The sequence below is a fragment of the Streptomyces sp. NBC_01233 genome (assembly GCF_035989305.1).
Lineage (GTDB): Bacteria > Actinomycetota > Actinomycetes > Streptomycetales > Streptomycetaceae > Streptomyces.
This window is the reverse complement of the sequence record NZ_CP108514.1, coordinates 6,906,330-6,920,174: the sequence shown is the minus strand read 5'-3', so window position 1 is coordinate 6,920,174 and position 13,845 is coordinate 6,906,330. Positions and strand designations below refer to the sequence as shown.

General features: G+C 71.5%; 13 protein-coding genes. 4 read left to right on the top strand and 9 right to left on the bottom strand.

Features of this window, described 5'->3' with window-relative positions:
* The first annotated feature begins 59 nt into the window (after positions 1-59).
* On the top strand, positions 60-845 hold the full coding sequence (locus tag OG332_RS32890) for a VOC family protein (RefSeq protein ID WP_327416845.1): 786 nt from the start codon (positions 60-62) through the stop codon (positions 843-845).
* 186 nt (positions 846-1,031) lie between these two features.
* Positions 1,032-2,231, top strand: a complete 1,200-nt coding sequence (locus OG332_RS32885) for a serine hydrolase domain-containing protein (protein ID WP_327416844.1) — start codon at positions 1,032-1,034, stop codon at positions 2,229-2,231.
* 70 nt (positions 2,232-2,301) lie between these two features.
* Here the strand turns inward: OG332_RS32885 and OG332_RS32880 are convergent, their stop codons facing one another.
* The 4 genes from OG332_RS32880 to OG332_RS32865 form a co-directional block, all read right to left on the bottom strand.
* Positions 2,302-2,745, bottom strand: coding sequence for a hypothetical protein (locus OG332_RS32880; protein WP_327416843.1), 444 nt, complete (start codon positions 2,743-2,745; stop codon positions 2,302-2,304).
* A 50-nt stretch (positions 2,746-2,795) separates the two neighbouring features.
* Complete coding sequence (locus tag OG332_RS32875; protein WP_327419456.1) at positions 2,796-3,395, bottom strand: thymidine kinase; 600 nt, start codon at positions 3,393-3,395, stop codon at positions 2,796-2,798.
* Between the two features lie 169 nt (positions 3,396-3,564).
* Complete coding sequence (locus OG332_RS32870; protein WP_327416842.1) at positions 3,565-5,064, bottom strand: restriction endonuclease; 1,500 nt, start codon at positions 5,062-5,064, stop codon at positions 3,565-3,567.
* Positions 5,065-5,175: 111 nt separating this feature from the next.
* On the bottom strand, positions 5,176-5,550 hold the full coding sequence (locus OG332_RS32865; RefSeq protein ID WP_327416841.1) for a VOC family protein: 375 nt from the start codon (positions 5,548-5,550) through the stop codon (positions 5,176-5,178).
* A 64-nt stretch (positions 5,551-5,614) separates the two neighbouring features.
* Here OG332_RS32865 and OG332_RS32860 point away from each other — a divergent pair, with 64 nt between their 5' ends.
* Positions 5,615-6,565 (top strand): helix-turn-helix transcriptional regulator, encoded by a 951-nt coding sequence (locus tag OG332_RS32860; protein WP_442816387.1) that lies wholly within the window; start codon positions 5,615-5,617, stop codon positions 6,563-6,565.
* Between the two features lie 179 nt (positions 6,566-6,744).
* Here OG332_RS32860 and OG332_RS32855 read toward each other — a convergent pair whose 3' ends face one another.
* The 4 genes from OG332_RS32855 to OG332_RS32840 form a co-directional block, all read right to left on the bottom strand.
* Complete coding sequence (locus tag OG332_RS32855) at positions 6,745-7,395, bottom strand: thymidine kinase (protein ID WP_327416839.1); 651 nt, start codon at positions 7,393-7,395, stop codon at positions 6,745-6,747.
* A gap of 193 nt (positions 7,396-7,588) precedes the next feature.
* A complete protein-coding gene (locus tag OG332_RS32850; RefSeq protein WP_327416838.1) occupies positions 7,589-8,791 on the bottom strand; it encodes an alkaline phosphatase family protein in 1,203 nt (400 codons plus the stop codon).
* Positions 8,791-9,393, bottom strand: a complete 603-nt coding sequence (locus tag OG332_RS32845) for a DUF5998 family protein (protein WP_327416837.1) — start codon at positions 9,391-9,393, stop codon at positions 8,791-8,793. The genes OG332_RS32850 and OG332_RS32845 overlap by 1 nt, the downstream gene beginning before the upstream one ends.
* 50 nt (positions 9,394-9,443) lie before the next feature.
* Positions 9,444-12,308: a bifunctional acetate--CoA ligase family protein/GNAT family N-acetyltransferase gene (locus tag OG332_RS32840; RefSeq protein WP_327416836.1), complete on the bottom strand. Its 2,865-nt coding sequence runs from the start codon at positions 12,306-12,308 to the stop codon at positions 9,444-9,446.
* A 183-nt stretch (positions 12,309-12,491) separates the two neighbouring features.
* On the opposite strand from OG332_RS32840, the gene OG332_RS32835 reads away from it, so the two are divergent.
* A complete protein-coding gene (locus tag OG332_RS32835; RefSeq protein ID WP_030026990.1) occupies positions 12,492-12,773 on the top strand; it encodes an HPr family phosphocarrier protein in 282 nt (93 codons plus the stop codon).
* A gap of 319 nt (positions 12,774-13,092) precedes the next feature.
* On the opposite strand, the gene OG332_RS32830 is transcribed toward OG332_RS32835, so the two are convergent.
* Positions 13,093-13,770: a GntR family transcriptional regulator gene (locus OG332_RS32830; protein WP_327416835.1), complete on the bottom strand. Its 678-nt coding sequence runs from the start codon at positions 13,768-13,770 to the stop codon at positions 13,093-13,095.
* Between the last annotated feature and the right edge of the window lie 75 nt (positions 13,771-13,845).

Sequence of the window (13,845 nt, the reverse complement as noted above, 5' to 3'; positions counted from 1 at the left end):
AGTCCTCCGGAGTGGAAGCATCAGCACCGGTAAGCGGCACGACGGAGGAGACGGCTGACATGACCGAGGCAGCGGAAGCGACGCGGCGCACGCCCGGTACCCCGTGCTGGGTGAGCCTCATGGTGCACGGACTCGGGACCACCGAGGACTTCTACGCCGATCTGTTCGGCTGGGAGTACGTACCGGGACCCGAGCAGCTGGGCCCGTACGTGCGCGCCGTGCTGGACGGCGAGGAGGTGGCCGGGATCGGCGAGATGCCTCCGGACCGGCATCTTCCGGTGGCCTGGACGACGTACCTCGCCACGGACGACGCCGACGCGACCGCCGAATCGGTGCGTTCGTGCGGCGGCACGGTCGCGGTGGGCCCACTGGACGCGGGCATCGCGGGGCGGGTGGCGATCTGCTCCGACCCGCTCGGCGCGATCTTCGGGCTGTGGCAGGCCCAGAGCCGCATGGGCACCCGGCTGCCCGGCGGGCCCGGCACCCCCGTCTGGAACGAGCTGGTCACCCAGGACACCTCGACGGTCGGGAAGTTCTACGAGCACGTCTTCGGCCACGAGGCGCTGGCGCACAGCACGGCCTCCGACGACTTCGACTACCTGACCCTCAACCTGGAGGGCCGGCCCGTGGCCGCGGTGCACGGCGTGGGCCGCTCGCTGCCGCACGACCGCGGCCCGCACTGGATGGCGTACTTCGAGGTGGCGGACACCGACGCGGCCACGGCCCGGGTCGCCGAACTCGGCGGACGGGTCGTCGAACCGCCCCGCGAGGGCATGCGCGGCCGCCAGGCCACGGTCGCGGACCCGGAGGGCGCGGTCTTCACCCTCGTCCACTCACGGGCCTAGCGGGACCGGGGTACTGGTCGGGGGCGCGGGGAGTACCCGGGTCCTCGTGCCCACGGGCGACGCCACGGACCGGGCCCGCTTCCTAGTGTCGGGGCATGCGGAGGGACACACGGTGCACCGCACCTGCGGTGCACGACGCCGTGCGTTCCTCCGCCCTCGACCTCTCCGACACAAGGAGCGCCACCCATGGCCGACCTTCGTCCTCTCCGAGCCCGGTCCGTGCACGCCTCGTCCTCGTCCGGGCGGCGGCGGGCCGTCGTCGCGGCGGTGGCCGTGGCGGCCGCCGCCCTGACCGTGGCCGCCGCCCTGCCCTCGGCCGCGGCGGAGTCCCACGGTCCGCGGGATGCCGTACGCAAGGGGCTGGAAAGGCTGGTGGCCGACGACGGGTTTCCCGCGGCGCTGGCCGCCACCGTCGACCGTGCCGGCCGCGCCGCCAACTACACGGCAGGCGTCGCGGACTTGAAGACCCGGGCGAAGGTCCCGGTCGACGGCCGGGTGCGGGCGGGCAGCAACACCAAGACCTTCACCGCCACGGTCGTGCTGCAACTGGTCGGCGAGGGCAGGGTGGTGCTCGACGCCCCCGTGGAGCAATACCTGCCGAACCTGCTGCGGGGCAAGGGCATCGACGGCCGCGCCATCACGGTCCGCCAGCTGCTCCAGCACACCAGCGGACTGCCCAACTACACCGACCACATACTGGAGTCCGTGCTCGGCGAGGAACGCCACACCTATCGCCAGCCGCGCGAGCTGCTCGACATCGGGCTGGCCCACGAGGCGCAGTTCGCCCCCGGAACCGGCTGGGCGTACAGCAACACCAACTACGTCGTCGCAGGTCTGCTCATCGAGAAGGTCACCGGCCGGCCGCTGGCCGAGCAGATCACCGAGCGGGTCATCGACCGCGCCGGACTGCGCCGCACCTATTTCCCGGGCGTGGGCGAGCAGGGCATCCGCGAGGCCCACCCGCGGGGCTACCACGCGGCGGAGCCCGGAGCGCTCTGGGAGGACATCACGGAGATCGACCCCTCCTGGGGCTGGTCCGCCGGGCAGCTGATCTCCACTCCCGGGGACCTGAACCGCTTCTTCTCCGCGTTGATCGGCGGCCGGCTCCTGGCTCCCGCACAGCTGGCGGAGATGCGTACCACCGTCAAGGCCGAGAGCCCGGGCTGGCGGCCCGGCACCCGGTACGGGCTCGGTGTGTCCAGCACCCCGCTGAGCTGCGGCGGCCTGATGTGGGGCCACGGCGGCGACACCCCCGGCTACCACTCCGTCCCCGGCGCCACCGATGACGGCCGCGCCGCCACCGTCGTCGTCACCGGCAACATGGCACCCCCCGAGTCCCTCGCCCACGCGGACGCCCTCCTCGACACCGCCCTGTGCCGGAAATGACCGCGGAGGGGCGGCCGGTAAGCGGGAGCGCGGAGGAGGACCCGGCGCGGTCCGTGGCGGACCGCCCGGGTCACATGGGACGGTCCTCGAAATGGTGGACGACGAACCAGTAGTCGTCGTCCTCCTCGGTGAGGGCGCACAGCCGTCGGCCGTCCGGGGACATCGCGATGACCATGGAGCCGGCCCCGGGTAAAAGGGCGGCGCAGAGCGCGGTGTGCGCGGTGCGGCGCACCCGGACCCAGTCGCGGTCGGCCCCCCGGACCAGGAAGCAGCCCTCGTCATCGATGACGGCAGCGGTCCGCGCGTGCTCCAGCCACAGCCGGTCGGCCTCCTGCAGCGCCCCCGGAGCCGTACGCGCCACGGTGGCCCGCGGGGCCACCTCGACGTTGACGACGGCCTTGAAGGCCCGCGCGTACGAGGGCAGCCCCTCGACGCCGTGGGCCAACACCTCCAGCCCGGCCTTCGCCAGCCGCGGGGCCGGCGCTGGCGCGCTCCGGCACCGTTCGTCCGTCATCCTCAGCCACCGTTCGGGTTGGTGCCGGGCGCGCCGCCGCGACCAGGCGGTCAGGTGTGGTTGACCGGGAGGACGTCCGGGGAGAGGGCGCCCGCGTGGGCCGCGGCCGAGGTCGTGCGACGGCGGTGGTGGCGGCGGCAGAGCACCTCGTAGCCGATCTCGCCCGCCGGGCGGTTCACATCGCCGACGACGACCTGAGCGCCCTCGACCACCATCGCCCCGCCCACCGTACGGGCGTTGTGGGTGGCGCGGGCGCCACACCAGCACAGGGCCTCGACCTGCAGCTGTTCGAGCCGGTCCGCCAGCTCGATCAGGCGCTGCGAGCCCGGGAAGAGCTTGGTGCGGAAGTCCGTGGCGATCCCGAAGGCGAAGACGTCCAGCCCGAGGTCGTCCACGATCCGGGCCAGCTGGTCGATCTGCCCGGGGGCGAGGAACTGCGCCTCGTCCACGATCACATAGTCCGCCCTGCCTCCCTTGGACAACTGCGCGACCAGGTAGGCGTACAGGTCCATGCCCTCCGGCGCCTCGATCGCCTCCGTCACCAGGCCGAGGCGGGAGGACAGCTTGCCCTCGCCCGCCCGGTCGTCACGGGTGAAGATCACGCCCTGGAGCCCCCGCGCGTCGCGGTTGTGCGCGACCTGGAGCGCCAGCGTCCTCTTGCTGGGGCATCCACCACGTTGGCTGAGCCGCGCCTGCTCCTCACGACTCCTCGCCTCCCGCTGGAAGGGAAGTACCTGCCGGAGCTGCCACAGGCCGGCGACGATGAGGCACGGCCGGATCGGCCTCCAGAAGAAGAGGGCGAGACCAACGGAGGGTGCATCACCCGTTCGGATGCATGACCTCGTGCAAAGGCAGACCGTCGGTCGCCCAACGCTTGAGCTGCTCGCGGTCTATGAGACGGATGCGGTCCTCGGTGATCGCCCAGAGCCTGCACGGCGTGGTGAAAGAGCCGTTGGTGACGACCAGCGCTCGCGGAAGTGGTCGCATGGCCGAAGCGGCGCCGAACAGGTCGCGAACCACGCTTGCCCCCACACGTCGCTCGCCGCCCTCAGTGTGCTTGCACTGAACAACCAGCGGGTAGCCCCACGAGTCGTAGGCGTGGACGTCTATGCCGCCGTCCCCCGCCCCACCCCCCGCCTTTTCGATTCGGTATCCATCGCGATGCAAGAGGTCCGCCACGAAGTACTCAAAAGCATCCGGGCTGAGGGCGTCGACCTCGGCAAGCGGATTCGCTTCGGGCGGGGCGGGCGGTTGCGACTCATGGTCCACCCACTGCAGCGCCTGCGCCAGAGCACGGCCAACCTCCCTCAGAAGGACCGGCGATGTGGCCTCAACGACCTGCCGATACCCCTCGGACGTAGGCCCACGGAAAACCCAGTCGGGAGGGAACCCCCTTACGAACGACGCCTGGCTCACAGTCAAGCAGGGCCCCCAAGGACCAAGCAGGCTGCGCTCCGGGCTACTGGCATCGTCCAAGAAGACACGACTGGCGTCGATGCCGCGTTCGCGCCACGCAAGGATTCCGTTCGGGTGCAATACCTCTACGGATTCCTCGTCAACACCCGCCAAATCGATCAGCTGTGGAACGGTCTGAGCTGACGCAAGCGCCGCCCAGCGCGCGTACGCGGCATCGGCACGCGGGTCTTGACCGAACCCATCGAACCGACCACGCATGCTCTCCTCAAGAAGATCCCGCAGCGAAAGTGACTGAGGAGGCTCCGGCGTCGAGAGGTCGAAGGGGCGATCACAGTCCTGGCGCAGCGCCACCAGGATGGCTGCGTTCCACGGGCTCGGGCCCCCATACGTCCGCGCGTCGAAGCGTGACCAGGTTCGGACGGTGTACCCCGCGTGGGCCAGTTGCTCACAGACGAACTCTCGGTACTGCTGCATCGCATCGCGGAAAATGGTGTGCGGGGATTCCAAGACGAATGCTCTGGGCATGAACGCCTCGACTGCGGCGAGTATCGCCGGAACGTCGTCCCGTTCCGTAGCTGACCCAGGGCGGTTCGCCCTACCGTACAGAACGTCCAGCGCACCACGATCCATGTCACTTGGCACGTACCGCGCGAGCGAATCCGGCACGATACGACACCCCGGGAGATTCGCCGCGAGTGTGTCCGCGCAGTACCTGTCCGCCTCCACTGCCTCGACGGCAGTGAATCCCGCCCTGTTCAAGCCTACGATCTGCCCTCCGGATCCTGCGTTCAGGTAGATCGCCGTCAGTAACTTTCCTGCGCCACCGACTTCCCTCACCTCTCGCAGGGCGGCGGCCGGAACCTTCCCGCCCGTGTACGCCGACTGCCCCGTCTTGGCTCCCATGAACGCCCTCCCACCCTCGAACCCGTTCAGGGATGCACGCTAGCCGTAGCCGCCGACAACGCCACCGTTCTCCACCAGCACGCTGAGAGCCGAAGACGGTGCGGGACGGGCTCAGATTCCGTGCGTCGACAGGCAGAAGGGATGACCCGCCGGGTCCAGGAGCACCCGCCACACGTCGGGCCGCGGCTGGAAGGAAGGCAGGACGGCACCCAGTGCGAGCATCCGCTCCTGCGCGGCGTCCAGGTCGTCGACGCCCAGTTCGAGGTGGGCCTGCTTACTGTGGGTGGGATCAGGCCAGGCCGGAGGCTGGAACCCGGCCTGGCGGACGAAGCCGAGCCCAGGGGCTCCCTCCCGCCCCAGCAGGACAAAGCCGTCACTGCGGTACAGCAGGGGCAGGTCCAGGGCATCGCCGTAGAAGCGGGCCAGCTCAGCCGGGTCAGGACAGTCGAAGTCGAAGGAAAGCAGACGGATCTCCGGGTTGCTCATGGGACGGACCGTAGGCCATGACCCTGACAGGGCCTGTCCTGGTCATACGGGACACTGGGTGACTGTGATCAGGACCTCCTCCCGTCTGCTGCGCTTGGTTTCGCTGCTGTCCGTGCGCCCCGAATGGACCTGCCGTGAACTGGCCGAGCGCATGGCGGTCACCGACCGCACAGTCCGCCGGGACATCGCCCGGCTACGGGACCTGGGCTACGGAGTCGAATCCGCTCCCGGCCCCTGGGGCGGCTACCGGCTCAGCCCCGGTGCCCGGATGCCGCCGCTGGTCCTGGACGACGAGGAGGCCCTGGCCGTCGCTGTCGCCCTGCGCGAAGCCGCGCTCAACGGAGTCCTCGGCACCGGGCAAGCCGCCCTCTCCGCGCTGCTCAAGCTCCGCCAGAGCCTGCCCGCACACCTCGCGGACCAGCTGAGCACACTGGACGGGGCACTCGAACACACTCCCCGCTCCGGCGAACCGCAGATCGACACGCTTCTGCTGCTGGAACTGGCGCGAGCCTGCCACGGCGCACTCCGCACCACCCTCTCCTACCGGAACCACGCCGGCCAGGCCTCCGTGCGAGCCGTAGACCCATACCGCCTGGTCCACACCGGCCTGCGCTGGTACCTGGTCGCCCGGGACGTCACCAAACAGGAATGGCGTACATTCCGCGCCGACCGGGTGGTGAACGTACGCCCCACGACCGAACCAGTCGACCTGACCGATCCGCCCGACGCCGCAGCACTGGTCTCCTGGGGGATCGCGAGCGTCGTCTACCCCGTGTACACGACGATCCGCCTCCCGCTCCCCCTGGACCGCGCCCTGCAAAAAGTCCCACCCACCATCGGCACACACAGCCCTGACGGCCCCGAAGCCACCATGGTCGAGATCGGCGGCAACAGCACCGACTGTCTCGCCGACTACCTCATCAGCCTGGCCACACCTCTCACGGTGCTGTCCCCGGAGGAGGTACGCCAGGCACTCATCCGCCACGCCCACGCCCTCCTGGCAGCCAACCGCTGACAGCGACGAGCAAGGCGAAGAAGCATCACGATCCCCAGGACGAAGAGACTTCACCGCCCCCACCTTGAAGCGCCGCAATCGCACGAACGGACCAGACCCGACACTGAATGTGGTGACTGGGCAGAAGGAAATCGTCATCCGTGAAGCGGCCACGGAAGCGAGGCCGGCAGATACGCCCGTCAGGTGTGGTTGACCGGGAGGACGTCCGGGGAGAGGGCGCCCGCGTGGGCCGCGGCCGAGGTCGTGCGCTTGCGGTGGTGGCGGCGGCAGAGCACCTCGTAGCCGATCTCCTCCGCCGGGCGGTTCACATCGCCGACGACGACCTGAGCGCCCTCGACGACCATCTCACCGCCTATCGTGCGGGCGTTGTGGGTGGCGCGGGCGCCACACCAGCACAGGGCCTCGACCTGCAGCTGTTCGAGGCGGTCGGCCAGCTCGATGAGGCGCTGCGAGCCCGGGAAGAGCTTGGTGCGGAAGTCCGTCGTGATGCCGAAGGCGAACACGTCCATGCCGAGGTCGTCCACGATGCGGGCCAGCTGGTCGATCTGCTCGGGGGCAAGGAACTGGGCCTCGTCCACGATCACGTAGTCGGCCCTGCCGCCTTTGGACAGTTGGTCCACGAGGTACGCGTACAGGTCCATGCCCTCGGTCGCCTCGACGGCCTCCGTCACCAGGCCGAGGCGGGAGGACAGCTTGCCCTCGCCCGCGCGGTCGTCGCGGGTGAAGATCACGCCCTGGAGCCCGCGGGCCGAACGGTTGTGTCCGATCTGGAGCGCCAAAGTACTCTTCCCGCAATCCATGGTGCCGGAGAAAAATACCAATTCGGACATCAGAGGAGGGTGACCTTTCGGGGCGGGCAGACCGTGGGGCAGCGGTGGTCGACGGCCCCTACGTGAGATGGCGGACTCCCCAGCGAGTTGGTGCTCTTTCCGCAGTCCATCGTTCCGGAGAAGAACACCAGCTCGGGCATGGGAAGTACGGGACCTTTCGGGCCGTGGTCGGAGTGCGGGACGGGAAGAGGGGTCAGGAACGGATTTCGAGCAGCGGGACCAGCTGCTCCGCCGCGGTCATGGAGCCGTGCATGCCGACGAGCGCGGACTCGTTCGGCTCGTTGCGCGAAGCGGTGATCGCGACGTCGGCCTGGGCGGCGGCGACCACGTCGCCGATGCGTCCGAGCACGCGCTCGTCGCACTCCCCCGGCGCGCCGAACCACCCCAGGTCCAGCGCCTCTTCGCGGCTCGCGACCCAGAACCGGTCGCCGAGGACCTCGCGCCACACGGTCAGTACGTCGTTCTGCGCGCCCGGCACCGCGTACACGTGCCGGGCCCGGCCCTCGCCGCCCAGCAGGGCCACGCCGGCGCTCAGCTCCCAGTCCTCGTCGAAGTCGAACCGGGAGTCCTCGTCGAACGGGACGTCGACCATGCCGTGGTCCGCGGTCACGTACAGCGCGGTGCGCGGCGGCAGCTGCTCGGCGAGCCGCTGCACGAGCCGGTCGACCAGCATCAGCTGGCCGCGCCAGGCGTCGGAGTCCACGCCGTGGCGGTGGCCGGCTCCGTCGAGCTCGCTGAAGTACGTGTACACGAGCGAGCGGTCACCGGCCGCGAGCTGGATCGCCGCGAGGTCCATCCGCTCCTCGCCGGTCATCCGGCCGTGGAAGGTGCCGCCGCTCAGCGCGACCTTGGTGAGCGGGGTCGTCTGGAAGGCGGGCGAGGACACCTGGGCGGTCGCGACACCGGCCTTGTCGGCCAGCTGGAAGACCGTCGGGTACGGCTGCCAGGGCTTCGGCGAGGTCCACGGGTGCCAGCGGAGCTGGTTCATCAGTTCGCCGGTGGCCGGATTACGCACGGCGTAGCCGGGCAGGCCGTGCCGTGCGGGCGGCAGGCCGGTGCCGACGGAGGCCAGCGAGGTGGCGGTGGTCGCCGGGAAGCCCGCGGTGATCGGGTGGCCGGTGCCGCCGCGCGAGCTGCCGAGGAGGGAGGTGAGGTACGGGGCCTCGTCGGGGTGGGCCTTGATCTGCTCCCAGCCCATGCCGTCGACCAGGAACACGCAGTTCCGGTCGGCCGGGGTCAGCTCGGCTATGGCGGCGGTGAAACCGGGGACGCCCTGGCCGGCCGCGAGCGTGGGCAGCAGGTCGGCGAGCGACCCGGTGCCGTACTCCGGGACGGGGGCACCGGCCAGGTCCAGCAGCTCCGGCTCGGGCCAGTTCTGCGCCGCGGAGTACGCCATCAGCGGGCGGAGGGGGAGGTCGACGTCGCTGCGGTGGCTTCGGAGAGTGCCTGCGCGAAGACCAGGGTCTGGCGCACCGCCTCGGGGCCGTCGCCGGCCTCGCTGACCCGCAGGCTGAGGTCGTCCGCGGTGGAATTGCCGGTGTATCCGTGGTCGGAGTCGCAGTTCGGGTCGCCGCAGGCGGCCGGCTCCAGGTCGATCCGCGAGACCGCGCCCCAGCCGATGGTCAGGACGACCTCGCGGGGCAGGGTGCCCGGGGTGTAGGACTCCGGGTTGGCGACGACACGGCTCAGCACCACGGAGGAGATGCTGGACAGCTTGACCGACTCGGTGGAGGTGGTCGCGTACGGGGACGGGGACCCGGCGTCGGCGGCCTGCTCGTCGGTGTGGCTGACGATGAAGCGGTTGCCGGTCAGGACCAGCACGGTGACGTGGCGGCGCACCTCGTTGGAGTCGAAGGTCGTCTCCTGGTGGACCAGGTACGACGAGATCGGCTCGCCGCCCACCGCGGCCTCCACGGCCTCGGCCACGAGGGCCGGGTAGTAGCCGCTGCGCTCGATCGCCGTGCGCAGCCCCTGGGTCGTCGTACCGGATTTCGCCATGAGGTCCATCCTAAGGCCCGTACGGGGCCCCCAGGCCGCGTCGTACTCGCTCAGTAACTGGGGAGGGTCCGCGGGCCGAGGTCGCCGCGGGCGGGCGGGTGCGCGACGCGGACGGTGGCGCTGAGCACCGAGAGGCCCTCGGCGGCGACCACGACGGGCTCCAGGGAGACCCCGATCACCTCGGGGTGGTCGTCCACCAGGCGCGACAGCCGCAGGAGCAGTTCCTCCAGGGCCGGGGTGTCCACGGGGTCACTGCCGCGCCAGCCGAAGAGGAGGGGTGCGGCCCGGATCGAGCGGATCAGTCCTGCGGCGTCCCGGTCGGTGGCCGGAACCAGCCGGTGGGCGGTGTCGCCGAGCAGCTCGGAGGCGACGCCGGCGAGCCCGAAGGAGAGGACGGCGCCGGCGGCCGGGTCGATGACGGAGCGGACGACGGTGTCGACCCCGCGCGGCACCATGGCCTGGACCACGGGCTGCAGCTCGGCCGGCTTGCCCAGCACGTCGGTGAGCTCCTCGTAGGAGCGCCTCAGCTCGGTCTCGTTCGCGAGGTCGAGCCGTACGCCGCCCAGGTCGGCGCGGTGGCGCAGGTGCGGGGCTGTGGTCTTGAGGGCCACCGGGTAGCCCATGATCCCGGCGGCGCGGACCGCCGCGTCGGCGCTGGGCGCGGGCAGGGCGGCCCGGACGCCGATCCCGTACCGGGCGAGCAGCTCGCGGGCGTCCCACTCCGTCAGGGTCAGCACGGCTGCGCCGTCGACGTCGGCCAGCAGCCGGGCCAGCTGGGCGGCCGCCCCGGCCTCGTCCACGTCCTCGAACTCGGGGACGTGTCCGCCCTCGGCGAGGCCGCGGCGCCACTGCCCGTACCGGACGGCTTCGGCGAGGGCCCGTACGGCCCGCTCGGCGGCGGGGTAGCTGGGGATCCGGTCCCCCGCGGGGGGCTTCTCCGCCGCCCCGCCCGATTCGTCTCGCCCGGCGTTCGGGGGCACGGTCGGGTAGGGCACGTACGGGGCCGGGGGCGGGGTCCCGGTCCTGGTTCCGGTTCCGGTTCCGGTTCCGGTTCCGGTTCCGGGAAGGGGCGGGGTGGGGGAAGGGCCCCGCGTGGCGGACAGGGCTTCGACGAGCTCGCCGAGCTCGACGTGCACCACGGCCACGGGCTTGCCCGGGACCTCGGCCACCGCCTCCCGCAGCGCGTCGGCCAGGTCGTCGGCCAGGGCGTGTTCGCTGACCCAGGGAATGGCCGTGACCACGACCGCGTCGCAGTCCTCGGAGGCGAGCGCGGCGGCCAGGGCGGCCCGGAAGTCCGCCGGCGCGGCCGCCGTCGTGAGGTCCAGCGGCGGCAGCGGCCTCAGGTCCTGGGCCAGGCAGGCGTCGTAGGTGAGGACCCCGAGGGACTCGGAGTTGCCGAGGATCGCGATCCGGGGCCCGGCGGGCAGCGGCTGCGCGGCCAGCAGGAGGCCGACGTCCACCAGCTCCGTGACCGTGTCGACCCGGATGACGCCGGCCTGCCGCAGCAGGGCGGAGACGGTGGCCTCCGGCAGCCTGGTTCCGGGAACGACGTGCCCGGCCGGGGTGTGGCGGCCGCCCTTCGCGACGACCACCGGCTTGACCGCGGCCGTCCGGCGGGCGAGGCGGGTGAACTTCCGCGGGTTGCCCAGGGTTTCGAGGTACATCAGGGCGACGTCGGTGGCCTCGTCGTCGTACCAGTACTGGAGGATGTCGTTGCCGGAGACGTCGGCCCGGTTCCCCGCGGAGACGAAGGAGGACAGGCCTTCGCCGCGCCGCAGCAGCGCGGAGAGCAGGGCGATGCCGATCGCCCCGGACTGCGTGAACAGGCCGATCCGGCCCCGCATCGGCATCGGCGCGGGCGTCAGCGAGGCGTTGAGCTCCACCTCCGGCGCGGTGTTGATCACCCCGTAGGCGTTCGGTCCGATCAGCCGCATCCCGTACGAGCGCACCTGCCGCACCAGTTCGCGCTGGCGGGCCAGGCCGGCCGGGCCGCTCTCCCCGTATCCGGCGGACAGGACGACGAGCCCCTGCACCCCGTGCTCGCCGCAGGCGGCCACCGCGTCGGGGACCCGCTCGGCCGGAACGGCGATCACCGCGAGGTCGACGGCGGCTCCGATGGCCCCGATCGTGCGGTAGGCCCGTACGCCGTCGAGCAGATCGCGCGTGACGGCCTCGTTGACGGCGTAGAGGTGGCCGTGGAAGCCGCTGTCCCGGAGGTTGCGGAGCGCGGCCGCGCCCACGCCGGCTCCGGAGCGGCTGACTCCGATGACGGCGACCGAGCCGGGGGCCAGCAGCCGCTGCACCGAGTGGGCCTCGGCGCGCTGTTCGCGGGCGCGCTGCACGGCGAGGGACTCGGCGGTGGGTTCGAGGTCGAGGGTGAGGTGGACGGAGCCGTCCTCGAAGCTGCGCTTCTGCTGGTAGCCGACGTCCGTGAACACTTTGATCATCTTGGTGTTGGCGGGCAGCACCTCGGCGGCGAACCGGCGGATGCCGCGCTCCCTGGCCACCGCTCCGATGTGCTCGAGGAGGGCGGAGGCCACCCCGCGGCCCTGGTGGGCGTCCTGGACGAGGAAGGCGACCTCGGCCTCGTCGGCGGGCTCCGAGGCGGGCCGGCCGTCGGGGCCGATGCGGTCGTAGCGGACGGTGCCGATGAACTCCCCGCCGATGGTCGCGGCGAGGCCCACCCGGTCCACGTAGTCGTGGTGCGTGAAGCGGCGCACGTCGCGGTCGGAGAGCCGGGGGTAGGGGGCGAAGAACCGGTAGTACTTCGACTCGTCGGAGACCTGCTCGTAGAAGCTGACGAGCCGGCCCGCGTCCTCGGTGGTGATGGGCCTGATCCGGGCGGTGCCGCCGTCGCGGAGGACGACATCGGCTTCCCAGTGGGCCGGGTAGGAGGGGTCCGACTCGATGGTCATGGGGCCACCTTAAGGCCGGGAGGGGCCGGACAGCCCCTGCGCGGCGCATAAGGCAAACCGGGACAAACGGTGCAAGCTGGGGAAGGTCGAACGGCGGCAGATTCGGACCGAAGGCCGGTCGGAGCATTCCGAGCGTCGTGAGAGACTGGTCTAGACAACCGTAAGAACCTGAAGGGCATCACCATGGCAGAGCGCCGCGTCAACGTCGGGTGGGCCGAGGGCCTGCACGCTCGTCCCGCCTCGATCTTCGTCCGTGCGACGACCGCTTCCGGCGTCCCGGTGACCATCGCGAAGTCCGGCGGCGACCCCGTCAACGCCGCCTCCATGCTGGCGGTCCTCGGCCTGGGCGCCCAGGGCGGCGAGGAGATCGTCCTCGCCTCCGAGGCCGAGGGTGCGGAAGCCGCACTGGACCGCCTCGCGAAGCTGGTCGCCGAGGGTCTCGAGGAGCTCCCCGAGACCGTCTGACCCTTCGGGTTCGACCCACGCGGTACCGAGCCGAAGCCGCGGCCCCCGATCATCAGGGGGCCGCGGCTTCGCCGTTTTCCGCATCGGAGCCCGCGGGCGGCGGCGCCCGCCGAAGCCGAGGCGCCCCACCGGGCGCCGGATCGGCGGGAAACCGGTGTTCCGCGCACGGCGGGCTGCCCCGGAATTCAGCTCCACAAGAAATTCGGCAGGCCGGAAATCAATTCCGGCCACGATCCGCCCGCGCCACCCGCGCCGCGAATTCACGCGGGCTGCGAATTCCGGCAGCAGTGCCCGACGCCACCTTTGTATACGGCTCCTGTTAATGCCGGCCGCTCGACATGTTTACGGCAGGTTGCGAAGTGCTCACCGCCGGACGGAGCCGCAACCGGTGCGCCCCCGCAGCCCGGTCGGCGTGGACCACGGTCAGCGCCCGCGCCCGCTCCGCGTCCCCGCGGGCCACCGCGTCGACGATCGCGCCGTGCTCCGCCCAGGACTCCGCGGGCCGCACCGGCGCCTCCACCACGTACATCCACGCCACCTTGTGCCGCATCTGCGTGAGCAGCGCGATCAGCCCGGGGCTGCCGGAGGCCTGCGCGAGCGTCTCGTGGAACCAGCCGCCCAGGGACCGCAGATCCTCCCCCTGCCCCCGCCTGGCCCGCTCCTGCCCCAGCCTGACCAGCCCGCGGAGCACCTTGAGGTGCGCCTCGGTGCGCCGCCGGGCGGCCCTGGCGGCCGCCAGCGGCTCCAGGAGCATCCGCACCTCCAGGAGGTCCGCGGCCTCCTGTTCGGTCGGCTCCGCCACACAGGCCCCCGCATGGCGCCGCGTGGTCACGAAGCCCTCGGACTCCAGGGTCCGCAGAGCCTCGCGGACCGGGACGCGCGAGACTCCGTACCGGCGGGCCAGCACCTCCTCGGTCAGCCGGCCGCCCGGCTCGAACACCCCGGAGACGATGTCGTCGCGGATTGCTGTGCATACCGCGTGCGCAGGAATACGCAAGACCGAACCTCCGCCTATTTCCGACTGCCAGCCTCATTGCACGCACGTGCGCGTGCTGCGACTCTATTGCAACAC